The sequence below is a fragment of the Streptococcus tangpeifui genome (assembly GCF_044503215.1).
Lineage (GTDB): Bacteria > Bacillota > Bacilli > Lactobacillales > Streptococcaceae > Streptococcus > Streptococcus tangpeifui.
This window is the reverse complement of the sequence record NZ_CP172427.1, coordinates 976,789-1,001,243: the sequence shown is the minus strand read 5'-3', so window position 1 is coordinate 1,001,243 and position 24,455 is coordinate 976,789. Positions and strand designations below refer to the sequence as shown.

25 protein-coding genes are annotated in these 24,455 nt (G+C 43.0%); 3 read left to right on the top strand and 22 right to left on the bottom strand.

The annotated features are described in order from the left end of the window. Positions 1–85 precede the first annotated feature (85 nt). The 6 genes from ACFSN5_RS04635 to ACFSN5_RS04610 form a co-directional block, all read right to left on the bottom strand. Positions 86–1,225 (bottom strand): amidohydrolase, encoded by a 1,140-nt coding sequence (locus ACFSN5_RS04635; protein ID WP_165213078.1) that lies wholly within the window; start codon positions 1,223–1,225, stop codon positions 86–88. Between the two features lie 83 nt (positions 1,226–1,308). Then, entirely contained in the window at positions 1,309–2,352 is a 1,044-nt protein-coding gene (locus tag ACFSN5_RS04630) for a glutathione S-transferase C-terminal domain-containing protein (protein ID WP_165213076.1), read from the bottom strand. 17 nt (positions 2,353–2,369) lie between these two features. Beyond that, positions 2,370–3,326 (bottom strand): glutathione S-transferase family protein, encoded by a 957-nt coding sequence (locus ACFSN5_RS04625; RefSeq protein ID WP_165213074.1) that lies wholly within the window; start codon positions 3,324–3,326, stop codon positions 2,370–2,372. Further along, positions 3,316–3,486 carry a hypothetical protein gene (locus tag ACFSN5_RS04620; protein ID WP_165213072.1) on the bottom strand — a complete coding sequence of 57 codons (171 nt, stop codon included), beginning with the start codon at positions 3,484–3,486 and terminating at the stop codon, positions 3,316–3,318. Before ACFSN5_RS04620 ends, ACFSN5_RS04625 begins: the two co-directional genes overlap by 11 nt. A gap of 1 nt (position 3,487) precedes the next feature. Next, the gene (locus ACFSN5_RS04615; RefSeq protein ID WP_165213070.1) at positions 3,488–3,970 is read right to left on the bottom strand and encodes a GNAT family N-acetyltransferase; all 483 of its coding nucleotides are present in this window, start codon (positions 3,968–3,970) and stop codon (positions 3,488–3,490) included. 12 nt (positions 3,971–3,982) lie between these two features. Continuing rightward, positions 3,983–4,834: a transporter substrate-binding domain-containing protein gene (locus tag ACFSN5_RS04610; protein WP_165213068.1), complete on the bottom strand. Its 852-nt coding sequence runs from the start codon at positions 4,832–4,834 to the stop codon at positions 3,983–3,985. Between the two features lie 263 nt (positions 4,835–5,097). Between ACFSN5_RS04610 and pepV the strand changes: the two genes are divergently transcribed. Then, the gene (gene pepV, locus ACFSN5_RS04605) at positions 5,098–6,510 is read left to right on the top strand and encodes a dipeptidase PepV (RefSeq protein ID WP_165329385.1); all 1,413 of its coding nucleotides are present in this window, start codon (positions 5,098–5,100) and stop codon (positions 6,508–6,510) included. A gap of 393 nt (positions 6,511–6,903) precedes the next feature. On the opposite strand, the gene ACFSN5_RS04600 is transcribed toward pepV, so the two are convergent. The 4 genes from ACFSN5_RS04600 to ACFSN5_RS04585 form a co-directional block, all read right to left on the bottom strand. After that, positions 6,904–7,731, bottom strand: coding sequence for an amino acid ABC transporter substrate-binding protein (locus tag ACFSN5_RS04600; RefSeq protein ID WP_165213064.1), 828 nt, complete (start codon positions 7,729–7,731; stop codon positions 6,904–6,906). Between the two features lie 105 nt (positions 7,732–7,836). Further along, on the bottom strand, positions 7,837–8,529 hold the full coding sequence (locus ACFSN5_RS04595) for a gamma-glutamyl-gamma-aminobutyrate hydrolase family protein (protein ID WP_165213062.1): 693 nt from the start codon (positions 8,527–8,529) through the stop codon (positions 7,837–7,839). Between the two features lie 471 nt (positions 8,530–9,000). Beyond that, complete coding sequence (locus tag ACFSN5_RS04590; RefSeq protein WP_241154231.1) at positions 9,001–9,390, bottom strand: hypothetical protein; 390 nt, start codon at positions 9,388–9,390, stop codon at positions 9,001–9,003. A gap of 313 nt (positions 9,391–9,703) precedes the next feature. After that, positions 9,704–10,597 (bottom strand): DNA-binding protein, encoded by an 894-nt coding sequence (locus tag ACFSN5_RS04585; protein ID WP_165213060.1) that lies wholly within the window; start codon positions 10,595–10,597, stop codon positions 9,704–9,706. 388 nt (positions 10,598–10,985) lie between these two features. Between ACFSN5_RS04585 and ACFSN5_RS04580 the strand changes: the two genes are divergently transcribed. After that, positions 10,986–11,174 carry a hypothetical protein gene (locus ACFSN5_RS04580; protein ID WP_165213058.1) on the top strand — a complete coding sequence of 63 codons (189 nt, stop codon included), beginning with the start codon at positions 10,986–10,988 and terminating at the stop codon, positions 11,172–11,174. Next, positions 11,167–11,778, top strand: coding sequence for a Fic/DOC family protein (locus ACFSN5_RS04575; RefSeq protein ID WP_165329386.1), 612 nt, complete (start codon positions 11,167–11,169; stop codon positions 11,776–11,778). The genes ACFSN5_RS04580 and ACFSN5_RS04575 overlap by 8 nt, the downstream gene beginning before the upstream one ends. A gap of 292 nt (positions 11,779–12,070) precedes the next feature. On the opposite strand, the gene ACFSN5_RS04570 is transcribed toward ACFSN5_RS04575, so the two are convergent. The 12 genes from ACFSN5_RS04570 to ACFSN5_RS04515 form a co-directional block, all read right to left on the bottom strand. Further along, complete coding sequence (locus tag ACFSN5_RS04570) at positions 12,071–12,316, bottom strand: Abi family protein (RefSeq protein WP_165329387.1); 246 nt, start codon at positions 12,314–12,316, stop codon at positions 12,071–12,073. Between the two features lie 133 nt (positions 12,317–12,449). After that, positions 12,450–13,457, bottom strand: coding sequence for an acyltransferase family protein (locus tag ACFSN5_RS04565; protein ID WP_165329388.1), 1,008 nt, complete (start codon positions 13,455–13,457; stop codon positions 12,450–12,452). Positions 13,458–13,472: 15 nt separating this feature from the next. Then, positions 13,473–14,489, bottom strand: a complete 1,017-nt coding sequence (locus ACFSN5_RS04560; RefSeq protein ID WP_165329389.1) for a sugar transferase — start codon at positions 14,487–14,489, stop codon at positions 13,473–13,475. A 47-nt stretch (positions 14,490–14,536) separates the two neighbouring features. After that, positions 14,537–15,595 carry a sugar transferase gene (locus tag ACFSN5_RS04555; RefSeq protein WP_165329390.1) on the bottom strand — a complete coding sequence of 353 codons (1,059 nt, stop codon included), beginning with the start codon at positions 15,593–15,595 and terminating at the stop codon, positions 14,537–14,539. A gap of 15 nt (positions 15,596–15,610) precedes the next feature. Next, complete coding sequence (locus ACFSN5_RS04550; protein ID WP_165329417.1) at positions 15,611–16,603, bottom strand: stealth family protein; 993 nt, start codon at positions 16,601–16,603, stop codon at positions 15,611–15,613. Further along, on the bottom strand, positions 16,590–17,741 hold the full coding sequence (locus tag ACFSN5_RS04545) for a glycosyltransferase family 1 protein (protein WP_165329391.1): 1,152 nt from the start codon (positions 17,739–17,741) through the stop codon (positions 16,590–16,592). Before ACFSN5_RS04545 ends, ACFSN5_RS04550 begins: the two co-directional genes overlap by 14 nt. Positions 17,742–17,745: 4 nt before the next feature. Then, entirely contained in the window at positions 17,746–18,753 is a 1,008-nt protein-coding gene (locus ACFSN5_RS04540) for a glycosyltransferase family 2 protein (protein ID WP_165329392.1), read from the bottom strand. A 56-nt stretch (positions 18,754–18,809) separates the two neighbouring features. Then, entirely contained in the window at positions 18,810–20,030 is a 1,221-nt protein-coding gene (locus ACFSN5_RS04535; RefSeq protein ID WP_165329393.1) for a hypothetical protein, read from the bottom strand. A gap of 60 nt (positions 20,031–20,090) precedes the next feature. Next, positions 20,091–20,960, bottom strand: coding sequence for a beta-1,6-N-acetylglucosaminyltransferase (locus tag ACFSN5_RS04530; protein ID WP_165329394.1), 870 nt, complete (start codon positions 20,958–20,960; stop codon positions 20,091–20,093). Positions 20,961–20,964: 4 nt separating this feature from the next. Then, on the bottom strand, positions 20,965–22,077 hold the full coding sequence (gene glf, locus ACFSN5_RS04525) for a UDP-galactopyranose mutase (RefSeq protein WP_165329395.1): 1,113 nt from the start codon (positions 22,075–22,077) through the stop codon (positions 20,965–20,967). Between the two features lie 87 nt (positions 22,078–22,164). Then, the gene (locus ACFSN5_RS04520) at positions 22,165–22,956 is read right to left on the bottom strand and encodes a DUF4422 domain-containing protein (RefSeq protein WP_165329396.1); all 792 of its coding nucleotides are present in this window, start codon (positions 22,954–22,956) and stop codon (positions 22,165–22,167) included. A 15-nt stretch (positions 22,957–22,971) separates the two neighbouring features. After that, complete coding sequence (locus ACFSN5_RS04515; protein WP_165329397.1) at positions 22,972–24,420, bottom strand: flippase; 1,449 nt, start codon at positions 24,418–24,420, stop codon at positions 22,972–22,974. Positions 24,421–24,455 lie beyond the last annotated feature (35 nt).

Genomic DNA, 24,455 nt, shown 5'->3' with positions numbered 1-24,455 from the left:
CACCTTGAAAACTAGGGCGTGGAGAGAACCAAATTTTCAATTTTTGGTTCTCTCCACACCCTTTTTCTATGCTATTTTATATCGGTTAATTGACCTGATAATACGCCAACAGCTTAAAAGCCGATTCAACAAAGTAATGGACAGCAACAGACAGGGCTTCGTCTTTGACAACAAAGTCATCGTGGTGCCAGTCGGGTGCCTCTGCTTCACCATTGGAGCCAATAAGGGCAAAGACACCGGGAATCCGTTCCTGATAGGCCGCAAAGTCCTCTCCACCAGTCGATGGCAGGGTTTCAACCACTTCTGCAAAAGATTTGGAATGCTCAATGATTAGCGGTGTAATAGTTTTATCATTGAAAGTCACTTTAGGCGAATTCCCCCATTTGATAGCTACCTGAGCACCAAATTGTTCGGCAGTCGTATACACTACCCGCTCAAATTTTTCAATAACATCCAAGCGAACTTGGGGGGCAAACGTTCGTATAGTCCCTTCAAAGAAACCCTTGGCTGGCAGAACATTCCAAGTCGTTCCAACATCAATATGGGTAACAGACAGAACAGCTGAGTCAAAGGGAGAGACTGTTCTAGCAACAATAGCTTGGAGATTATTGACCATAGTCGTTACCGCTAAAACTGTATCCACACCCAAATCCGGCCGTGCGGCATGGGAGGAGACTCCCTCAACAGTCACTTCAAACTGTTCGACACCTGCCATGATGGCACCCGTTTTTAAGCCCAGCTGACCGGGCTTAAGATGAGGATAATTATGATAGCCAATGATGGCCGAAACATCATCGAGGCCGCCAGCCTCAATCACCTGATAGGCGCCTTGGAAGTTTTCCTCAGCTGGTTGAAAGATCAGACGAACAGTCCCCTTCAATTCATTTTCACGCTTCTTCAAGATTTCTGCTGCTCCCAATAGGCTGGTCTGATGGAAATCATGACCGCAGGCGTGCATGGCACCATTGTCACTGGCATAACCGAGACCAGTATTTTCCTGAATCGGCAGGGCATCAATATCTGCCCGCAGAGCAATAATGGGGTGACCAGAACCAATCTCAGCAATCAAACCCGTTTTCAGAGGATAATTCAGCGCTTCAATCCCCAAATCTGCCAGATAGGATTTGAGAAAGGCTGTTGTCTCATACTCCTGTTCCGAAATTTCTGGGTGAGCATGGATATAATGGCGGGTCTGGGCTAATTTTTCATAAAAATCTGATGACATAAAATCCTCCTTCAATAATATTGGATGACCGACAGCCTCGAAAAACCTTGCATGTCTGGAACAGTCTGCTTGACTGTACTTACCTAATCAATATCAATTAAAAATTTTTGCTCTGGCGTTTTTGACAGATAGTGCCGATTGTGTGGTTGAGACCACTGAGCATCGAAATCTATATCATCAGCAAAGCGGGAGTTAAAATCGACAAAAAGCTTCTCCTTCTTGGTATCCCAGCCACGCGCAATATCGTGAAAATAGGTATTGTTCTTAAAAGCTGGGATTTCATACAAATCTCTTGCATAACCCCAGATATTTGGGTAATCAACAATCCGATGCTTGATTGGACCTAAATTGCGATAATAATGGGTATCAAAGCGCGCCAGAGTCACATAGAGACGGACATCCGAATCGGTGACATAATCGCCAAAAAGAAAACGCTGGGTGGCCAACCGCTTTTCAATAATGTCCAGTGTATTAAAAAAGTCATCAAAAGCCTCTTGATAGGCCACCAAGGATTGGGCAAACATCATTCGATAGACCCCATTGTTAACAAAGGGAAAAAGGACCTGATCATTAAAGTTATTGATAGCGTCTCTCAAGGATTCTGGATAGAGATTAGGCGCATCTGGCTTTTGGAACGGCTTGAAAGCCACTTCAAAATAGTTGGTCAAGCGATGATAGTCGTTATTGACGACTTCCTGCTTATCGACATCAATCAGGGCAGGAACTGTTGTCCGGCCCGCATAGTCAGGATCTGCCCGATAGTAAAATTCAGCCAGATACTCGGCACCAGTAACAGGATCTCTGCCATCAGCATCATAGGCGAATTCCCAGCCATACTTACGGCGGTCGGGATCGTCCGTGTGGCCGACTTGATTGATGGAGATAGCGTCCTCTAGGCCTAGGAGCTCACGAACAATTGACGCCCGATTGGACCAGTGACAGCCCCGAGCCCAGAAGAGACGGTATTTGCCAGCCTGTGCTTTCAAATCATCAGGACCATCACCAAAAGGGCGGGTGAAATGATTAGGCTGGCGCTGGAAGGCACCGCGCTCATCTATTTCTGACTTCGTTTCAACTGGACGAATTTTTAGAGTAACGGGTTTGATTGGTTTCGTATGTTGTGTCATAGGTATAGCCTCTTTTTCTAACGGTAACGTCTGATCGCACGATCCTGTGGTTTTAGCCACTCCGTCGTATCTGGTCCTTTGGGAAGAATCTGATGCGGATTGTCAATAGCACTGAGATGGTAATGCTTTTTAATATGGTCGAAATGGGTGGTTTCCTTAAAAGCAGGCTGACTGTACAAGTCTCTAGCATAGGCCCAGAGGTTAGGAAAATCAATCAATCGATTGCGATTGCAGCGAAAGCCGTTGTAATAAGCAGCATCAAAGCGAGCTAGGCTGACATAGAGGCGAATATCTGTGTCTCTAATCTGATCACCAAACAAGAATCGAGAATGGCTCAGGCGTTCTTCTAAGTCATCCAACCGTTCGAAAAGTCGGTCATAAGCCGCTTCGTAAGCAACCTGGCTGCCCGCGAAGCCCGCCTTATAGACACCATTATTGATATCATGAAAAATCACTTCATTGAGAGTGTCAATCTCACTTGCCAGCTCAGTCGGATAGAGGCCTGGAGCCCCCTCCTTGTGCAAAGGCCGCCAGTCAGTCTCCCAAATCTTGAGCAGTTTGTAAAAGTCGTTATTGACCAATTGCCCAGTTTGTAAATCAACTAGGGCTGGCACCGTAAAACGTCCCTGATAGTTAGGGTCTGTCCTCAAGTATATCTCACTCAGATAGTGAATCCCTAAGACAGGATCCTTACCATCAGGATCTAAGGTGAAAGCCCAGTCCGTCCGCTTAACATCTGTCGGCCGAATAGGATCTACGACTCCGACACTGACAGCATCTTCCAAACCCAGTAACTTGAGCGCAATCAACTGCCTATGGGCCCAAGGGCAAGCATAAGAGACCAACAGCCGATAACGATTTTTCTCGACAGGTAACTGATCTGGTCCAATGCCAAAAGGTCTGGTAAACTGAGTCTTTTGACGGTGGAAATTTCCCTCTTTATCAACTTCTTTAGCAACAAAACTAGTTGGCATAGGCTTCCCTCCTTGGAATTTCTGGAATTTGACCAACCAAGGACTCAGGTACATCCTGACCGTAGCCCATGGCCTGCAATTCTTGGAAAGTGAAGGCCAGCCAAGTCTGGTCTAAGATTTCTCCACCATGTTGTTTTAAATATTTTTTTAAAAGCGGCATCCTAATACCTCCCCACTTCACTTTCAAAACGGTAGCCTTCGGGTAAAAAGAAGCCCTCATCTTCCATCCACTGACGGCCTTCCGGACTGCTGTGTTCAAAATGCGCAAAGGCCGTCTTGTTGCGGCGAAAGCCATATTTTTCATAGAGCTTGAGGGTCTGCGGATGAGTGTATAGGATGACATTGATACCTTGGAGGCGCTCCAAAAGTCCTGTAATAATGGCATGTCCTACCCCTTGGCCCTGATAATCGGGAGCAACAGCCACGTTATAGATGGCCCCTTGAGAAACAAAGTCCGTAAGCGCTCGGCCGACGCCAATCACCTTTTGACCGTCCTTTATAAAGATGGTAATATCGCTGTTTTTAAAAGCTTTTTCATGCTCTTGGCTGCCCGATTGACTGAGACCAGCACTTTGCAGGACAGCTGTCACTTGGCCGTAGTCAACTGATTGAGGATCGGTTTCAATCTGATAGTTAAATGTCATACCAAACGCCTCCTACTTGTAGCTGGGTGAGTAGTCTTCACCGAAATATTTTTGATTAATCTTTTTCGAAGTACCGTCTTTAATGACCTCCTTGATAGCCTTGTTGACATCCTTTTGCAGCTGTTTTTGATCCTTAGCAAAGACAAAATAACTATAAGGTTCGGCCAGCAGCTCCTTTTGCAGGGAACCAGTGACAGGTTTACCGACCAGCTTGAGTCCCAATTCTTTTTGATAGTACTCAAACATTGGTTTATCCATAAGCAAGAAATCGTACTTGCCAGATTCAACGCCTTGCAGCTGGCTTGATAAATCCTCCTCGCTGTAGTTTAGATTAATCCTCTTGTCAGGATGCTTCTTGTTAAAATCTTCGATAGCCGTTGAGGTATTAACACCCGTAGCTCCCACCGTTGAATGGCCAGCCAGATCATCCCAAGAATCAGCCTGCTTAGCCTCTTTACTGTCGGACTTGTAGATAACCACATAAGCATTCTTGAACATAGGGTCGGAAAAGAGATAGTTCTTCTGCCGCTCTGAATTCTTGGCAATATTATTAACCCCCATCTGATAGCGGCCAGAATTAAGACCAGAGAAGATTGAATCAAATTCCGTCTTCTCGAGTTTTAGCTTGTATTGGGGCAACTTTTTAAAAACTGCCTTGAGCAGTTCGATATTCTGCCCTGTCAGCTGGTCCTTGTCATCAGTATAAGTAAAAGGTTTGGGACCGCCAGAGGTTGCTACAGTCACTGTCGTCTGCTTGACTGCCTGCTTATGGTGGTTGACTCCCTTTAGGGAAAATATGCTAAGCAACAGCCCTAAAACAATCAAAACCGCTATAGCGATTGTCCACTTCTTTTTCCTTGTCATCCTAACACCAACTTCCTAAGCAATGATTTCCCCTATCTTACCGCAATCTAACAGACTTGAAAAATCACTCTTTTTTATAGTGAGCCATAAAAAAACTTTATAGATACAGGAGCTTCCTAATCATGATTTTTGATGTAAGATAGTAGATAAAATTCAACAAGTTTGACTTGGGGATAGCCACTGCCATCAAGACCTTCTGTTCAGAGTCCGATTGCGTAATATCCCCCTAAAGTCGGACCTAGCCATAATTTAGGGAGGACGCTATGCCAAATTGGAAAACCTTACTAGAAAGCTATAAAGAAAACTTTTTGCGGGATTTAGCAGGATTGATTGCCATTCCATCTGTCAAAGACGCTGCCAGTGCTGATGAGAGTGCTCCTTTCGGTCAATCAGTCAAAGATGCTTTAACCTACATGATGGCCCTGGGAGAACGGGACGGCTTTAAGACGAAAATCATAGATAATGTCGCTGGCCATCTGGAAGTCGGTCAAGGGCAGACGATTTTTGGTATCCTCTCCCACTTAGATGTCGTCCCAATTCAAGAAAACGACTGGCAAACAGCCCCTTTCAATCTGACCCAAAAAGATGGTTGGCTCTACGGCCGCGGAGTTTCTGATGATAAGGGCCCCACCCTAGCGGCCTATTATGCCTTAAAAATGATTCTCGACGCTGGTTTATCACTCAACCAGCGGATTCGCCTCATCTACGGAACCGATGAGGAAAACGACTGGGACGGTGTCAAGGTCTACTTTGCCAAGGAAGCTATGCCTGATTTTGGCTTCGTTCCCGATGCTATTTTTCCGCTGATTTATGCTGAAAAAGGTATCATCTCCTTTGATTTTCACAAGACCTATTCCGAACAGGCCCCTTCTTCCCTAATTTTTGAGTCTGGTCAGGCTTATAATGTTGTTCCGGATTGGGCTCAAGCCCGCCTGACCGGCCAGACAAATCTCCAGAATGATTTTCAAGCCTACCTCAAACGATTTAATCTTGAAGGAAGCTGGCAGCGCCAAGGCCAACAGCAAACGCTCAGTCTGAAAGGGCTGGCTGCCCACGGTGCTGGTCCTGATAAAGGTATCAATGCTGCCCTCTACTTAGCCCACTTCCTAAGAACCCTTCCTCTCGACCCATCTGCCAAGGATTATCTAGACTTCATTGTCAGCTACTTCTTTGCAGATAATAAGGGAGAGAAACTAGGAATCGCCTACAAGGATCAAGAATTGGGACAAGTGACCGTTAACCCAGCTGTCTTCTCATTTGAAAAGGGACAAGCCCGAATCGGAGTCAATCTCAGGTATCCGCAATCCGTCATCTTTGCTTCTCTACAGGAAAAACTTAACCAGCTTGCCCAGCAAGCAGGCTTTGAAATACGCGAGAAAAGCCACCTTCTGCCAAGCTATACCGCTCTTGACGACCCTAGGATTCAGACTCTGCTTAATGTTTATCAGATGGAGACTGGCGACACCAGCCCAGCACTGGCCATTGGCGGCTCAACCTATGGCCGTCTCCTAAAAAACGGAGTCTCTTTTGGTCCCGCCTTTCCTTGGTCCATCCATACACTCCACCAGCCCAATGAAGGCATAAAATTAGAAGAGCTCTGGCAAGCTACCATTATTTATGCCAAAGCCCTCTACCGTCTCTGCACGGTTGAAGGCACTAAGATCAGGGCGGACTGAGATCTCCCTAACATCAGCACTCATCAAACTTCAAGTTGACCTAAGCCCATCAGCCTCAAAATCCAGCGCTAGCATCGCTAGCAGGACTGGACTGTCAAGCCAAAACCAGCCCCACACAGACAAAAACTGCCCGCTTCCTTCAATCCGGACAGTTTTTTTATTGAATATTCAGCTCATTTCAATTCAAAAATCCATGGTGGTTAAAAAGGTCTGAGAGACCTTTTTAACCAGGAAATGAAGCTTGCAAAGCAAGTGTCAAAAACGGTCTTGGGAGAGACCGTTTCAGGTCACCACCTTAAAACAGGACATGGTGAGAACCAAAATTTTCAATTTTGGAGTTGAGCCCACTCCCACGGCGGGAACTGGCAGACTATGTACAGTTTGTACAGTTCATTACTTAGACTTATTGGGGACGACTAAATCCTTACTGCTTGGAGCATAGTCGCCGCCTAAGAATTTCTTATTTAATCGATCCAATGTGCCATCCTTTTGCAAGGCTTTAATGCGTTTATTGACAAAGGCCTGTAAGTCTTTGTTATCACTGGTGAAGAGGTAATAAATATAGGGTTTTTCCGAAGATTTTAAATCAATCGTTTTGAGATTAGTGAGCCCCTGAGACTTGATAATACTATTGACGGATGGGGCATCGAAAATCTTGAAATCATACTTGCCATCGTTGAGCCCCGTCAGCATCTGGGTAATATTTTCTTCGCTGTACTTTAATTTAGCTGGGTTATCTGGATGCTTCTTATTAAAATCCTCCAGCTGACTGGCCCCCGTAGTTCCTTGAACAACAGGGCTGGTGTGGCCTCCGATATCATCGAAAGACTTGATCGCGCTGTCCTTAGGGACAACTAAAACCGAAGGAGTTGCAGCCGTTGGATAGGAATAGAGATACTTCTTGCCCCTCTCCTTAGTATAGCTGAGATTATTGCCGACAAAATCAAATTTGGCAGAATCCAGACCGGAGTAGATATTATCACCCTCAATCTGCTGAATTTTCAATCGATAGTCCTTAGACCCCTTGAAGATCTCTCTGGCTAACTCAACATCGAAACCAGTTAACTTGCCCTGTTTATTTTGATAAGAAAAGGGCCGAGTAGTCCCAACGGTCGCAAAGGTAACAGTCCTCTTCCCTGAGGAAGCTTTTGAGCAGCCGCTGACGATGAAAACCAATGATAGTCCCAGACCGACAAGTCCTAATAATTTTTTAAATCGCATAGAATACTCCTTCTTCTAATTCTTCAGCAAGATGACATGTGAAAATGGCTTAATCACCACACAGCCATCAAAAACCTTGCAAACGTGTCTGGATTGCTTTCCAAGCTAGAGTTCTTGGACAAAGTAATCAAATAGAGCCTGCTGGCTTGAGAGGCCACCATCCAATAAAAATTCTGGATGCCACTGGACACCGATGAGTTTGGTGTTATCATTGGACTCTACAGCTTCAATCACACCGTCTCCGCTCCAAGCTGTCGCTTCCAAATGGGAAGCCAAGTCTTTGATAGCCTGATGGTGAACTGAATTAACCAGACTGCCATCAGCCAGTAAGCGAGACAGACAGCTGCCCTCCTTAATCTCAATCGAATGGGCTAATTGGGTCGGGGGCTGACCAGCATGCTTGGGGATGTCTTGATAAAGACTGCCTCCCTGAGCAACATTGTAGAGCTGAAGACCGCGGCAGACTGCAAAGATGGGTTTAGCCTGACTCAGAGCCTCTTTGATTAGAGCTAGTTCCCAGCGATCCCGTTCGGGGAAATAATCCTGACTATCCGTCACCTTTTCCTCTCCGTATAATTCAGGACTAACATTCTGACCGCCTGTCAAAATCAGTTTATCAATAGCTGCAATGTAATCAGCAGCCAGCTCCTGCTCACTCATGGGGATGTAGAAAGGCAGGCCGCCAGCCCGCTTGACTCCGTCACCAAAATTTCTGGAGACATTCAGATGAATGATAGGCGAATCTGAGCTAATAGGCTTCTCATTGCTGCTAATTCCAATAATCGGACGTTTCCCCACAGCTACCTCCTTGAAAAATAAGTTTATGCTATCATCATACCCTAACCTGCCGGCTCTGCATAATCTATATTTTTTATGGTAAGTAATAACCTTATTTTATGGAGTGATAGTTATCTGGGAACATCTAAAAAACAAAGAAAATCAAAAATAAACAAGGCGGTGCAGGACAGGCAATATCTAGCGAAGGCAACAAGACTTCGTTTTGCTTATCAAAAGTATGCTTTACTTTAATAGCCTGAATGGCTAAAAGAACTTCAGCTTTTCCGCCATTTTTCCAATAAAAAACTTCTAGCAGAAAACCACTAGAAGGTCAATGTATCGTTGCAACTGAACGTCTTGAATTATCAGGTCGCAGGGAACCCAGAAGACCCTAGGAGGCGGCCAAATGATAGGGTTAGCTTCTGCGAAAGACTCTATCCTCTCTCGCTAACTAAATACAAGTAACACTGATCTAAAACTAGCCAATATCGGCTATATAAGTTTGGGTTCTATCAATGCTTGTGTATAGCTTAATTCAGCCTCAAGATTATCTTCTTGAGGCTTAGCCTTATTATCTTCTGAATACTGGTAAATCGTTTTACGCAAGGCTTTTGAGCACTCCCGAAAAACTTCATGCGGTTTCTTGTGATTGTAATGAGCTCTGGTATGAGTCGCCTCCATAATGAGAATCTTACTGGTAATCAAATGGTGTTCAATGGCGATTTGAACGGATTTATGGATTAATAAGTCAAGTAAGTGTCCATCTTTGATCCGAAGTTTCCGGAATTTTGTCAGAGAGGACGGTTCAATGACAGAATCCTCTAGGACTAAACCGAGAAAAACATTTAAAGGCCATATCTGAAGACGAGCGCTCCACCACATCGAAATCGAACAACTTATAAATGTCTTTTAATAAGAGATATTTAAACATCATGATTGGTAATTGCGTCCAAAGTCAAGACGATAGTTCTTTTCCAATTCATTATAAATAAAACTGAAATCACAGAGCTCCATTAATTGGCGTAAAAAAATGAGTCTTTGGAACAACGATATCATAGAGTTTGAAATAGGGACTAACTTCTAAAGTTAACTGATTATCAAGCATACAATCGCCTAAACTTTAGTATAGAAAAAAAGCCATCAATTGATGACTTTTTCAGTGGGCTCAACTATACCTCGTGGTTTGTTGTCTTTTTTACTCTACTAAAATTGCTAAGTATTCATCTAAACGTTCGTTGACGTACTTAGCAAACAAATCTTCCATGGTAGACACTTGACCTTTGGCATGAAAGTCATCAAAAGCTTTATAATAAGATAGACGATCTGTAAATTTAATATCAATCGGTGGCAATCCTGCTTTCATCAACTCAAGATTAACCAAAAGCCGGCCTGTTCGGCCGTTGCCATCAATAAAGGGATGGATACTTTCAAAATCGATATGAAATTTGGCTAGCTTGGTAATGATTGAGCTTGAATCCTTTTGATAATCTTGCAGAAGCCGCTCTATCTTAGGGCGTATCATATAAGGCGAAGTGGGTTCATTAGCAGCTCCCATGATTCTAACAGGAACTTTTCTATAGACACCTCTATCTTCCTTTTTATCTGACAGAACAAGGTAATGAATATCTTTAATGACTTGCTCCGTTAAGAGATGGTTTTCTGAAACCAGTGTTTGCACAAATTGAAAGGCTTCCTTGTGACCAATGGCCTCAAGGTGATCCTTCAAAGGTTTCTGATCAATGGTCAACCCTCTTAGCACCATATCGGTTTCCCGAAGGGTCAAGGTATTTCCTTCAATCGCATTAGAATTATAGGTGTACTCTACAAGAAATTCCTCATTTAGCCTATCTAGCTCACCACTAGTCAAAGGCCTCCTTGTTGCTAGGAGTGACTTTTTCTCTTCAATCACTGATAGTAAACTAGAAGCCTTTTTATAACGACCATCACTTGGCTGTGCTGCATCCGCTGGTATTCTCCAAATTTTCCCATCGCGATAAGCGCCTTCAATTTTCCCTTGAACACACAAGGTTCGCACGCGCCTATCAGAGATTCCCCAACGTTCAGCAGCTTCTTTTGTTGTAATGTACATCTGCTCTACCTCTTTTCTGACTTCAATTGTAGCATTTTCGGAACAATAGGTCTATTTGCGGAATAACATTAAGACATTTGCGGAACAATAGTGGCTTTTATGTTATCATCTAAAACTGCATGACGATATTCTCCACCAATATATTAGGGTATGGTTCTCCTTGTTGGTTTAAGTGTAGAACACTTTATAAATTCTGTCTAGTTTAGTGTAACCTATTCAATCCTACTTTCTTCTGTGATATATGGCTCCATGCTACACCTCTATTATTTCTTTTTATGATAAAACCTACATTTAATTTAACCCAATCTATCTTTCAGTTCTTATCTCTTCATGTGAACATACTTATTTTATGGTACAATAGAGACACTGTTATACAAGGAGGTGTGCTATGACCCTTGATGTAAATAAGGAAGAATTAACAATTTTAGGGATTCCTTTTGATAACTTTACAGATTTTGATACCGTCTGGTATGCCATTGGTTCATCAATGATTGAAAATTATGAACCGACTGTTCAAGATGTGATTGATTTAAAAGCTTATGTTATCAACAGGCGAAAGGAATTGAACCTTGGTTAAAAATCAATACGAAGGCTATGAGTACATTGACCCTAATAATCAATACACCTATCCAAATTCTACAGTCTTAATCAACAAACAAAACATTACAAATATTGAAGAAGCCTATCGAAACGAACATTTATTCGTTACTAGAAGGCTCGCAGACTTGCGATTAAAGGCTATTGAAGTCAATTCTATTAGGGAGATTTTAGCTATCCATAACTATTTATTCCAAGATGTTTATTCTTGGGCAGGGCAATATCGTAGAGTTAATATTTCAAAAAGTGGTAATCCTTTTATGCCATTACAATCTTTTAACACTGCTGAAACCTATATGAACCAGCTTATTCATACCTATCATCAAACGGCTAATTCAAAAGATGAGATTATTAAACAATTAGCAAAAATCCTTGATAACCTTAATTATTTCCATCCTTTTCGAGAAGGTAACGGACGAACTCAACGAGAAGTTATTCGTTCTTTAGCACTATCAAAAGGATATTCGGCACAAATACGCGTTGAACAAGATGATGACATTTATAATCTTTATATGGACGGAACAGTCTATGGAGATTTAGGGAAGTTAGAAGAACTACTTGGTAAAATACTTGAAAAATTGTAAATTAGTTTGCTTTCTTATCTGCTGTTATATTTAATTAATTCCACTTGAACGTACGCAATAATATTCTATTGATGGCATCCTTTATAAAAAAATCCTTTTGTCATCTGCTATATGAACGGCACCCCAAAAGTTAGATTTTGTGTCTAACTTTTGGGGTGCTTTTCTTATAAAATTAAGTTACGACGATAAATGAATATATGAGCTAAGAAAAACTGGGGGACCTTGTTCCCAACTTAGTAAAGAATATGATGACAATATTGCCATCATTGATTCCTTTTATAAAAATTTTGTACTAAATTCTCAAATTTTTGTCTTGATAATAGCGGCTAAGAACCTCTTTGAATTCTATCCCATCATAACTGATTTCAGTATGATTTTGGTATTTTTTAACCGTGGACAGAGGGCGAGCAAACTCCTTTAGGCGATAATAACTAATATTTTTTAGTTTATCAATATCACCTTTATGGACAATCATTCCTCTACTTTTGAAAAGGTCTAACTGTTCCTTCCATGAAAGTGCAACTGGTTTATCACTCATTTTTTCTCCTTTACAACAAAAAAAGCCCCACGTCAGACGTATCTGTCCATAAGGAAGTGGGGGGGTTGTCATCTTATGCATATATTAACACACGCACTGCGTGTTTGCAATATAAAAGTTAAAATAATTATTTTTAAAATCTAATATACTTAGTCGGAGCAACAAAGAAATTGAGAAATTTCACCTTATTGAAGAGGTAGGCGATAAAGAGGCTAATCAGCCAACCGCCTGCAATTCCAATCAGGACATGGAGGAGCATGCTTTGAACTCCAAGCCGCAGAAGCATAATCCGAATGGCACTGAGTACTGGTGAATGGAAGATATAAATGATCAGGCTGGATTTTCCCTTATCCGCAAAATAGTTGAAAAAGCCATTGTGAGGCAGACGCGGATAAAGCAAGAAAGCCAGAAAAACACTAAGAACAAAGACCAGTCCTTCTGGGCCAGGGGTTAGGTAGCTGACCCCATTTTTGAAATCAAACTGGATCCACCAGAACAGGTAAAGAGCTATTAAAGCCGAGATGACTAAAACTTTCTGAGTTAGGTGGGTGGCTAATTTTTCCAGTGATACTTGACTCAAGAAATGTCCCAGACAATAGATACCAGACCAGAGCAGGGTTCCTTGCAGGAGGAAGATCGAAGAATGTAAGGGATAGCTAAGAATACTGGTAACAGCAGTTACAGTCAAGAGCTTCTTCTGATCCTTGATGAAAACTGAGAGCAAACCAACGTAGAGGCTGACACCCCAGAGCACATAAAGGTACCAAGAAACGGCAATCGGCCGCTTATAAATAGCTAATAAATCCGCCAGCGAAGTCCCCTCTCTAACGCTCCCACCACCTAATTTCTGGAAAAAGAAGTAAGTCACACAAAAGAGAAGATAGGGAATCAGGAGATTCAAGGATTTCTTGAGAACATACTTGGGATAAGCCTGCAGATCTTTGACCGGCTTAAAGAGGTAACCTGATAGGGCAAAGAAAACCGGTATATGGAAGATATAAAAACACTGGATAATAAATTGAAAGCTGTTATGATAGGCCTCAAAAGCCCCTGAGGTTTGCATCCCCTTAAAGACATGGCCAACCAGCACCAAAAAGATAGTAAATCCCTTACCAAAATCCAACCATTGAATACGTTTCATGTAAGTCTCCTCTTATCATTGAATAACCACTTCCACCGCTGCTTGAGCAGCCTTGATGGTGTAGTAGCCATTTCGCAGCTGTTTCCCCATAGACTTGCAATTAGCTTTCATCTGGTCATAATCACCTTGACTCAATTGAGCTAGTCGGTTATCTAAGTCTGCCAGAGAATCTAGGGTTAAGCCCAAACCATGCTCCTCGATAAAGGGAGCTAGAGCCGCCTCTTTCCAGATGATGACTGGCAGGTTAGTGCTGAGATAAAGTGAAACCTTATGAGGATTGTTATAGCGCATATAGTCCCCAAAAGGTCCTTGACAGGAATCCACCGCAGGACCATCCCAAACAAGACCAAAACCGTATTGACTGATCATTGATGGAATCTCCGTAGATGTCTTTGACCCGCAGTAAGTCAAGTTTTCCGAATAAGGCTGGGCATCACTCTTGAGACCGTAGAGGTAAAAAGGTGTTTGCGTATGAAGTTCTCTCAAAAATCCACTCTTATCCAGATTTCCTGCAAAGACCACCGTTTTCCAATTCTGGACAGACTTCTCTGGCAGGTCGACAGGCTGGGCATAGTCAAAAACTTCTAAGGAAATCATCGGCACTTCAAGCTCTTGATTACGCAACCAATTTGCCATCTGATCATTATGGACAATCAGGCACTGGGCTTCCTGCAAGAGAGCTAGTTCTTCTGCAATTTCACTAGCTCCCTTTTGCTCCCGCAGGGTTTCAATATCATGAATGAGAAGAATCTTATGCCGATTAAAAGCTAATTTTTTGAAGAGCTTTTTCAAAGAAGGGCGGCCAAACATGGAATACTGCAGAAAACAGATGTCGTCAGCCTGAATCCCTTTGATTTTCTTGGCTAAGATATAGTCTTCACCTAAAATCTTAACAGCTCTGGGAAGACTCATGTCGTAATTAATTCCTAAAAATCCCATCGTTTTAAGAAAACTGCTGATATCACGCTCAGCTTTAGAGGCCGCAGTATTGGTATCGTCTCTGATAAAATCTAATAAATATTTTTTTGTCATTTTTCATTCACTGTGTTAAAAAGTCGGCTGCAATGGCACAAAAGTTATCAATCGTTCAACCTAGCGACCGCCTCACCTACCGCTTGTTTAGTATAGGAACCTGAGCGGAGGTCATGACTGAGTCGTAAACTATTTTGGGCAAAGCTCTGGTAGCTAGCTTGAGTTAAGCCAGCAAAGTATTTTGGCAAATCCTGCAGACTATCGACAACCAAGCCAATGCCTTGCTCCTGCACAAAGCCAGCCAGAGCTGACTGACTCCAAACAATAACTGGCAAACCAGAGGCGATATAGAGGGATAGTTTGTGAGGATTGTTATAACGCAAGTAGTTTCCAAAAGGACCATTGCATTCATCAATCGAATTCCCATCCCAGACCAGACCAAACCCCTGTTTTAACTGACTTGGCAACTGATCAGGAGGAAAGGAACCATGGTAACAGACCTGATCCTTGGCTTCCTGTTCCACATAGTTTGGCCCGTACAGATCAAAGCTCAAACTATTGATGTCAGCAAGTTTTTCAATATAAGGACTCTTGTACGAGCTGAGATTTCCAGCGATAGTCACTGACTTAGAAAATTGGGCTTCTGCAGGCTCAAGTTCGGTTAGATAATCAAAGATTCCCAGCACCACTAGTTTATCCTCAGACAGGCCCTTAGACAAGAAGAAGTCCTTCATAACTTGATTATGGACAATCAGCTGATCGACCAGCTCTAGCATGCAATCAAATTCCTTTTTATGCTGGTCATTATTGAGATAAGCTACATTTCGGAGCTCTTCAACATCGTGGACTAAACAAATGAAACGAATCTGTTTCTTTTTCTTCAAACGGCGCAAAAACTTTTCCCGTCCCAACTGACGATGATGAAAAGGATGCTGTAAAAGGACAATACTCCCCTTTTCAATCCTCCGATAAGCTTGTTTCCAATCCTGATAAAAAGTGATTTGATTAACCAGCTTGATCAAAAAACTAGACTTTTGCGACTGCAGTCGAATGTGCAGAGTCTCAAAACCTTGCGGTTCTACAATCTTGGCAACATCACTTGTTGCCTTACTGCCAGCATGCTGCCTATCAGCGCTGCGCACTTCAACAATTTGATATTTTTTCATCGTTTATTTTCTGTTTTATTTCTCAAAAGAAGACTTGTCAGGGAACTTTTCTGCTAAGATTTTACTAATCCAGGCATTCTCTGCTTGAAAGTCAACAGAACTTTCATCATCATTGATACAAACCATCTTATAGGCCGACTGACGAACGAGTCTAGCAATCTGCTCCTTATCAGCAATCGGAATATACTTACCAATTTTTCGGGTTTGCGGATAAAAGCGATTGGTCTCAATGTTCCAATAACTCATAGCCCAATGGTTGATATCCTGATTGCTGCGGATGCGATTGCGGCACATCTCGTCTAAGTAGGCAGCTTCCTTATCCCAGACCTCAGCATAGGTTGATTTTAGCGAGGGCAGTCCGACATGGACATTTTCGTAACCCATAATTCCTGAATAAAAGAGACTTAAGAGGTTATAGAGATTAAACTTACCATAGCGATAATTAAAATATTTGCCTAAATGTTTTTTAAAATTAGGCTTGTGATAAAAATACTTGTTAATCAGACGGCCATTATTAACCTCAATATGATTAAATTCACCCCTAGGAATGATCGGACGATAGATGGCCTGCAGCCTTGGCAGACCTCTATGGAAGAAATCATCCGGCTCAACAGGACGATTGATAAACATATCATCACCAAAAAGGACAAAATGCTCACTCAAGTCAGGAATACGATGCAGATTGAGTTCGATTACATTGGAATTAAAGGTTGGTAAGTAATCCTTTGGAATATAGTCCTCATGCCGGACCAAGCGTAACTTTGGGTGGCTGGTATCCAGCCAATCAGGAACATGACCATAGGTGACAAAGAAAATTTTATGAACCCAAGGAGCATAGGCTTCAACCGCCCGAAACCAGTAGTTAAAAGCAGACATTTCTCGATAACGGTTAACACTGTCTGCCTGAGGCGCCTCCACACTGGGGCCAGTCTCATACTTGGTCTTGTTCTTGAGCCAGTCGGGATCACTACCATCCACCCAAGGAACTACAAAATCAATTTTGGGCATCATTATTTTCTCTCCCTCTTTGGGTAAGCATTTTCAGCAGATTGTTTTCTAACTCTTGAGCAGCATGGCGGATATCATAACCAGAGTCTTGAAAGTGTTGGACAGTTTCCTGCTCAGGCAGACGACTTTCCTGCTCAGATAGCTTTTCGATCAGCTCTGCCCATTCCTTAGGTGATTTTTCTAACGAAGCAAAATAAACGTTAGGATTAATCTTAATCTCCTGAGGTACCCCTTCTTCTGACACTAACACTGGTAAGCCATTGGCCTGAGCCTCAAAAGGCGCTAAGGGCAAACCTTCAAACTTGGACGGGAAGAAAAAGAGGTCAAAGACACTGAGCCATTCGGAAACATTCTTTTGCACACCGGCGAAGATTACCTTATCAGCCACGCCTAACCCGTCAGCCAAGGCCTTGAGCATGGCTTCATCATCTCCTTGACCAATCAAAACCAAACGAGCTTGAGACTTAACTTTAACCAGTTCAGCAAAAACACGAAGGATAAACTCTTGATTCTTCTGAAAATGCAGGCGGCCGACATGACCAATAACATAGGCATCTTGGAGCCCATACTGCTGACGAATAGACTGACGGGCTGTTTCAGAAAAACGACTGGCCTCAATATCAATGGCATTGGGAATAATCTTAGCCTGCCTGAGGGCTTCTCCCTCATAGAACCAAGCCGCAGCCCTATCCGAACAGGCCCAAAAGTCTGTTGTCCACTTTGAAATCCGCTTTTTATTATAGTTGTGAAGCTTTCCCCGTAAGCGGCTGTCCATATTTTGACTATTATGGCTGTGAACAATACGTACGGGAATCCCATATTTCTTAGCCTGCTTAAGATAGTCAATATTAGCAAGGCTATTGATATTGACCCAGAGGGCATCATAGTCCTTGGCATACTCCTTAAAGAAATGACGGAGCTCACCATAGTATTTGAAGGGATTTTGGCTGCGAGCCGTAATATGAAAAATGCTTGCTCCCCTTTGAACAAGCTCTTCTTCATAGGCGATGGGATTCATAGAATTACACAAAAAATCAACATGAAGTTTGGTTTGATCAAATCGCCTAACATAATTCATCAAGAAAGATTCGACCCCGCCAGGGTTCTCATTCATGCCAAAAATCAGAACTTTTTTCACAGATTTACCTCTCCTTACGAGCATTCTGTTTGACCCTAACCAGGTAGACGAGCGAGGCCAAACGATAAGCATGATACTTGATTAACCAGAGGGGGATATCACCCAACCCCTTGACTTTTTTCAGACTCATACCAGAAAAAGCGGCGGCAAAGAGTTCTGAACGACTGAACTCCTTCAGTCTAGCAAGTTTCGCCTTATAAGACTGCGGATTATTTTGGTGAAAAACCTCCCGCACCATTCCTAGATTGAACTGAGCCAGAGTATAAGCTGTAAAAGCCTCTTGCAAGACTGTGGATTGGTCCTTGATAATGGTTTGAGCCCGAGTCAGGGCTGCCAAATACCCATCTAATTTAGATTGATCAAACGTTCGCATGGTTGACGGACTATCAATAGAATAGTGGTAAAGCAGATCAGGTGAGGTTGAAATAGCCTGAGCGTGCAAAAGCGCTTGCAGGAAGAAATGACTATCCTCAGACACTCGCAAACTAGGATCAAATCGCAACCCTTTAATGAAACGAGCTCGGAAAGCTTTACTCCAGACTGTCATATACCGAGTTGGCTGATGAAGACAACGGCTGATAAAAGCTTCCCTTTCTTCCGGTCGGCGGAAATCCTCAACTACCTCAAAAAGTTCAACCAGATGCCCTCCTTTGTGGAAATTATAGGTGATGATGTCACTCTGACTGGATTTAAGTTTGTCTGCGATTTTTGCCAGATTTTCCTTGAAGAAAAAGTCATCGGCATCCAAGAAGAAAATCCATTCACCGCTAGCCTGCTCCAGCCCTTTATTACGGGCATTGGAAACTCCCGGAGCTGACTGAAAGACCTTGAGGCGGTTATTCTCCATAGCATAATCACAGGCTAGCTGGTAGGAATGATCCGTTGAGCTATTCTCAACTAAAATGATTTCACAGTCGGGAAAAGCCAAACTGTCCAGCGCACGCAAAAGTGTCGTCTCGGCATTATGGACAGGAATAATCACGCTGATAAATGGTTCGCTGCTAGTTGGCATCTGCTTCTCCTTTCCGCTATTTTAAGACTAAATATCAAGACTGTGAGTCCCTTGATTTAGAAATTCTTCGGACTAATGGCAGGAGCATCTCCTAGCCCGGTCGGTTCAACGCCCTCATCCCTAGAACTTAGACGGTAATGCTCAATATAAAGCATACCTAGTAGAATCGGGAAAATACTATAGTGCAAATTTGAAATCAAATCATCAATCAAGCCATGGAAGGCTAAGCTGATGAAAATGATATAAAGATACATAGCTTTCTGACGATAAAGCTTATACATCAGCACTGTCATACCTGCCACAAAGGCTAGGGTGATAATCAGACCAAAATTCTGCAGAAACTGCATATAGAGGTTATCCACGTAAAGGTACGATGAATGCGTCACTCGCCCCAAATCATTCAAGCCATTACCGACCCAAGAAATCTTCTGACCTGTCAACTTAAATCCATAGAGCCCCATGGACTTGTGCATAAGATAGAGCCGCCCCCCCATAACATTATTGAGATAAAGCTGGAAGGAAGAGACTTGCGAATAGTTGAAACTAAACCAGAGGCTGGTTAAAAAGGTGAAGGGATAGGATAAGATGAAAATGGACAAAATTGGCCGAAACTTGGCCATGAGTTGCGGATAATATTTAAGAACTCCCCAGATTAGCAAGAGCAAAATAGCGGTAAAGAAGGTCAGCCGTGAGTCAGTCTGCCTAAAAATCCAATAGTTAGCCAACAGCAAAACAGCCAGTTCATAGAGTTTAACCCCATTTCGCTTGAGGAAAAAGCGAATCAAGCTGATATTGAGCATGACCGTTGACGGAAAAAGGGAATAGCGAAAGCCGATATAATGACGAACCCGCCCTTCATTGGCTTCCAAGTAGTTCGGAATAAAACCGATACGACTGCTAAAAATGACCAAAAGCAAGGCAAAAACACTGCTGACACAGGCCACTTTAGCCACACTTTCTAATGGCTGCCGCCGATAAAAATAGCTAAAGAGGATAATAATCGAAACATTAGAAAAAATGCCAGCAACCTTATAAGAAATAGCGAAGAGTACCAAAAGAACAGGAATAGCAAAGATCGTTCGACGCGTGTAATTCAAATTCAGCACTTCAACAAATACCATGGCAGCTAAGGCTGTGTAGTTGACCAGATTAAACAAAGCCCCCGGAATATGTTGGACAAAAAAGCTGGCATTAAGAATGGCAAAAAAGATATAGGCTGCCAGAACAGCATAAAGAATAAAATCTGAAATGGATTCCTTGTCAATTCTAATTTTCATGGGCTTCCTTCTTGTGGTAAAAATAGGGGTCAATTAGCAAAAATTGAAACGGACTTGTTTTTAATCTTCCTGAGCTAATCGAGTGATGAGCTCTTGTGAATAAGCAGTGTCAAACTTGCGGGAGAAAAAAGCCCCGCTATTTTTGATGGCTGCAAAATCTCGCTCATCGAGAATAGCTGGATAGGAACCGTGCTGCTCTTCCCACTTGATATAGCGATAGTATTCGCCTACTATTCTGTCCGAAAATTTAGATTCATTGTAAATCATAGTTGGCAGCCAAAATTCATCCGAACAAAAGCTGGTCTGCAACATCTTGACATAGTTAGGATGCTGAACCATAAAGTCCAGACAATACTGGGCAACATCTCTCGGTAAATCACACCAAGCAGGTCCAGAATAGATTTCTTGTTGGATGTCTAGTTTTTTAAATTTATTGACACGCAAAAGCCTTTGAAGCACGAGCGAAATACGGTGATAAATCTTACCAAAGGTTGAACGGCGATTGATTTTATCATAATTAAAGTAGAATTGTTGCCACCAAATCAAACGTTCGCCCGATTTAGTTTCCGCTCTGGCAGGCTTAGCCATCAAATAAATTCTGTCATTCTTTTCATAAAATTCCCTAATCCGACTGGGCTTCTGCACTGGCCAATCTTGCCCTGAAATAAAGTGAACACATTCAACCTCAGGATTTTTCAGGGCCTCTTCCATCAGACGATACATAGCTTGAGTAACTGTCCATGCTCCCCAATGAACATCGATCTCTGAAATATAGTGAATGCCCACCAGTTCTAATTGGTTCTTTTGCGACTGGCCTAAAGGCATCTTGGTATCAAAATGAATATAAATCTCAAATTCAGAATGTAAATACTGAGCCAGCTGATAAACTTGGTCAAAGTTCTGATGAGCTAAAATCAAAATTGCTTGCAAAGACTTATTCTCCTACTTCACTTCTCACGCACTGCAGGGCGGCGGCGATGACTTGATGCATGTCATAATAACGGTAGTGTCCGAGACGGCCGCCGAAGATAACCTGACCTTCTTGGTCAGCTAATTTCTTGTATTCCTTGTAGAGGTAGTTGTTGCGATCGTTGTTGACGGGATAGTAGGGTTCATCTCCACGGCTCCATGTCTTAGAATGTTCCTTGGTGATGATGGTTTTAGGCTGAGTACCAAATTCAAAATGCTTGTGCTCAATGATCCGTGTGTACGGTGTCTCTGCATCCGTATAGTTGACCACCGCATTGCCCTGATAATTTTCCATATCGAGGGTTTCTGTCTCAAAGCGCAGGCTGCGGTATTCCAGCTCACCCAGTTGGTAATCAAAGAACTGATCAATCATACCAGTAAAGACAATCTTAGGGAAGTTTGCCAAGTATTGGTCCTTTTTAGCGAAGAAGTCAACGCCTGTCTCCACATCAATATTAGCATGATCCAGCATCTTCTCAACAATCTGGGTGTAGCCCCCGATTGGGATCCCCTGATAGGTATCATTGAAGTAGTTATTGTCATAGGTCAGGCGCACCGGCAGACGACGGATGATAAAGGCAGGAAGTTCCGTCGTTGGCTTGCCCCACTGCTTCTGTGTATAGTCCTTAATCAGCTTTTCATAGATATCGGTTCCGACCAGCGAAATAGCCTGTTCCTCGAGATTCTCAGGTTTCTTACCACCTAAGACAGCCCGCTGCTCATCAATCTTAGCCTGAGCCTCCTGCGGTGTCACCACACCCCAGAGCTTGTTGAAGGTATTCATATTGAAGGGCAGATTGTAGATTTCCCCCTTATAATTAGCAATGGGACTGTTGGTGTAGCGGTTAAACTCTGCAAACTGGTTGACATAATCCCAAATTTCCTTGTCAGACGTATGGAAGATATGAGCCCCGTACTCATGTACTTGGATCCCTTCCACTTCCTTGGTATAGATATTGCCAGCGATATGGTCACGCTTTTCAATCACCTTGACCCTCTTACCCTTGAGGGCCGCTTCGTGGGCAAAGACAGCCCCAAACAAACCCGCACCAACAACTAAATAATCATATTGTGACATCGTATTCTCTCTCTTACTTAAAAATCATTTCATCTACTATGATAATCTCTTGACAAAAGGAAGCAAGCTCCTAAAAGTGATTGCTTTTTAAAAGCTGGCTCCGTATTTCTTACCAAAGAACTTGGCTTGCAAGAAGAACAGCCCCTTCTTCCACAGGTTGACCTTTTCCATGTAGATAAAGGGCACTTCTTTAACGGTGAGATCCTGCTTATCCAACCAGACATTGAAGAGGATTTCACTGACTCGGCCAAAGAGACGGGCTTCAAAGGCTGTTAGAACCGTGGTATCGATCCTTTGGTAGAGCTCTTGCAAGATCGGAAAAAGCCAAGCACAGTAGGCATCCGAATTTGCCTTAGACATGAGATACATATTAAACATATAGCCTGAGCGCTGCTGCATGACGCGGTCAAAGGCCGCCAGATAGTCTGGCTGAATTTGCTCGATAATGGCCCTTGCCGCATCCAAATGCCCCCCGTCAAAGGTGTGGTCATAGTGGGAATAAAGGGTTTCGATATAGTATTTACGGCGCTTGGGAACAATGACATCAGCCTGCTCCAAGAGCTTCTCGCAGTCAGCCTGCGTGAGAATGGCCTGATTGATATTCAGACCTTCCTTATAACGCACCCCATCTTTAGCAAAATACCGCCGATAGTGTACCAGCCCCAGATAATCACAATCAAGATTCTTCCAAGCCCAGTAAAGGCCCGTCAATTCACAGAAATAAGGATTGAGCTCAGAGATATTATCGCCGGTATTATCCGGAGTATAGCCGATAGGCGCCTTTCCTTGAGCACCCACATGCACAGGCAGGTAGAGCCGGCTATCGTCGGGCATGACGAAGGACTTGTGGGTCGCTACGATAAGTTGAATGTTCTTCACCTTGTCTCCTTGTTCTTATTTTTTATAATAACTAACGAAATACAGCAAGAAGGCATCCTTGAGCAGGAAGCTGACGAGCAGATAAACCAAGCCAAAAACCGCTGCTGATGCCACTAACACCAGAAAGCTGGACAAACTGGTTAAGCAGCTAGCGTAGAGCATACAGGCAGCTAAACTCGCTAAAACAGTAGCCAAGATATTTTTATAGATCCGAACCTGAGGCAATACCTCTTTCAAGAAATCTCTTAGGACAAAAATCTGATAGGCAACAACAAAAAATTCAGCTACCAGCGTGCCAAATGCAGCCCCTGCTGCCCCGAATCTCGGAATAGCCATAACATTGATGATCAAATCAACAAAAGCTCCGAGGATAACCGATTTCAGCACCTGATTTTCCCGCTCCATAGGAACCAGAATTTGGATGCCTAAAAGATTAGATAGACCGATGAAAAAGAGGGTCGGCATAATGAGCTGCATAGGCAGAACAGAGCCGGCATAATCCGGTCCAGATAAGAAATCAATGCCTTGTTTAGCAAAGAGAGTAAAGTAGGCCCAGAGGGGAATGGCAATAAACCCAATAAACTGCAGGGAGCGCACGGTCAAAACTCTGAACTCCTCCTTCTTACCATGCTTGACATAGTAAGAGAGACGAGGCAGGAGGACACTTCCCATAGACGTCACTAAGCTGACCAAAATCGTCTTAATCTTGACCGAAGCATTGTAATAACCGACGGCTGTATCATTCTTCATAAAGCCCAGCATGACCGAATCCAAATTGGTATAGATGGTAGTCGCTACTGTCATCATAAAGAAACTGAAAATCGGCTGAATATGCTGCTTGAGATCCATGCCACTGTACCACTTGAGATTGAGGTACTTGCGCAAATTGATAAAGTTAAAGAAATTAGACCCAACACTAGCCAAAATGGTAATAGCACCGTAGAGGACATAGTCTCCCTTTTGACGTACCACCAGAAACATAAGAACCAGCGAGACAAATTTCAAAGCGACAGAACGAACAGTGATGTAGGTATACTGCTCTAAGGCCTTGTAGAGCCACTCACAGCCAATCAGATTGAATACCAGCGTAGCAATATTAATCATAAAGAGGGTGCGATCCTGAGCCATCCTCGGAACAGCCATAATGGCCATGATATAAGTCACCAAGGATAAGGTCATAGCCACAGTGTTGATGACCATAATTTCCTGAACCGTCTTAGACAGTTTATCCTTATCATCGCGCACCTTGGCACAAGCCCGAATCCCATAGGTTGGAATACCCAGCATCCCTACCATAGCAAAATAAGACACGATAGAGGTGGCAAAGGCTACCTTACCAGTCCCGACAGGCATCAAGACCCGAGAGACATAAGGAAACGTTATCAGAGGAAAAATAATATTAGAAATCGTCAGCAGGAAGTTCATGATGATGTTCATCTGAACAGAAACTTTTTTCTGAACCATCAGCAATTCCCCAATCCCTTCACAACAAAAAGTCT

Excerpts from the sequence above, each read along its gene's own strand:
- ACFSN5_RS04635 (WP_165213078.1), bottom strand. The coding sequence starts at position 1,225 with ATGTCATCAGATTTTTATGAAAAATTAGCCCAGACCCGCCATTATATC.
- ACFSN5_RS04630 (WP_165213076.1), bottom strand. The coding sequence starts at position 2,352 with ATGACACAACATACGAAACCAATCAAACCCGTTACTCTAAAAATTCGT.
- ACFSN5_RS04625 (WP_165213074.1), bottom strand. The coding sequence starts at position 3,326 with ATGCCAACTAGTTTTGTTGCTAAAGAAGTTGATAAAGAGGGAAATTTC.
- ACFSN5_RS04620 (WP_165213072.1), bottom strand. The coding sequence starts at position 3,486 with ATGCCGCTTTTAAAAAAATATTTAAAACAACATGGTGGAGAAATCTTA.
- ACFSN5_RS04615 (WP_165213070.1), bottom strand. The coding sequence starts at position 3,970 with ATGACATTTAACTATCAGATTGAAACCGATCCTCAATCAGTTGACTAC.
- ACFSN5_RS04610 (WP_165213068.1), bottom strand. The coding sequence starts at position 4,834 with ATGACAAGGAAAAAGAAGTGGACAATCGCTATAGCGGTTTTGATTGTT.
- pepV (WP_165329385.1), top strand. The coding sequence starts at position 5,098 with ATGCCAAATTGGAAAACCTTACTAGAAAGCTATAAAGAAAACTTTTTG.
- ACFSN5_RS04600 (WP_165213064.1), bottom strand. The coding sequence starts at position 7,731 with ATGCGATTTAAAAAATTATTAGGACTTGTCGGTCTGGGACTATCATTG.
- ACFSN5_RS04590 (WP_241154231.1), bottom strand. The coding sequence starts at position 9,390 with ATGTGGTGGAGCGCTCGTCTTCAGATATGGCCTTTAAATGTTTTTCTC.
- ACFSN5_RS04585 (WP_165213060.1), bottom strand. The coding sequence starts at position 10,597 with ATGTACATTACAACAAAAGAAGCTGCTGAACGTTGGGGAATCTCTGAT.
- ACFSN5_RS04580 (WP_165213058.1), top strand. The coding sequence starts at position 10,986 with ATGACCCTTGATGTAAATAAGGAAGAATTAACAATTTTAGGGATTCCT.
- ACFSN5_RS04570 (WP_165329387.1), bottom strand. The coding sequence starts at position 12,316 with ATGAGTGATAAACCAGTTGCACTTTCATGGAAGGAACAGTTAGACCTT.
- ACFSN5_RS04565 (WP_165329388.1), bottom strand. The coding sequence starts at position 13,457 with ATGAAACGTATTCAATGGTTGGATTTTGGTAAGGGATTTACTATCTTT.
- ACFSN5_RS04560 (WP_165329389.1), bottom strand. The coding sequence starts at position 14,489 with ATGACAAAAAAATATTTATTAGATTTTATCAGAGACGATACCAATACT.
- ACFSN5_RS04555 (WP_165329390.1), bottom strand. The coding sequence starts at position 15,595 with ATGAAAAAATATCAAATTGTTGAAGTGCGCAGCGCTGATAGGCAGCAT.
- ACFSN5_RS04550 (WP_165329417.1), bottom strand. The coding sequence starts at position 16,603 with ATGCCCAAAATTGATTTTGTAGTTCCTTGGGTGGATGGTAGTGATCCC.
- ACFSN5_RS04540 (WP_165329392.1), bottom strand. The coding sequence starts at position 18,753 with ATGCCAACTAGCAGCGAACCATTTATCAGCGTGATTATTCCTGTCCAT.
- ACFSN5_RS04535 (WP_165329393.1), bottom strand. The coding sequence starts at position 20,030 with ATGAAAATTAGAATTGACAAGGAATCCATTTCAGATTTTATTCTTTAT.
- glf (WP_165329395.1), bottom strand. The coding sequence starts at position 22,077 with ATGTCACAATATGATTATTTAGTTGTTGGTGCGGGTTTGTTTGGGGCT.
- ACFSN5_RS04515 (WP_165329397.1), bottom strand. The coding sequence starts at position 24,420 with ATGGTTCAGAAAAAAGTTTCTGTTCAGATGAACATCATCATGAACTTC.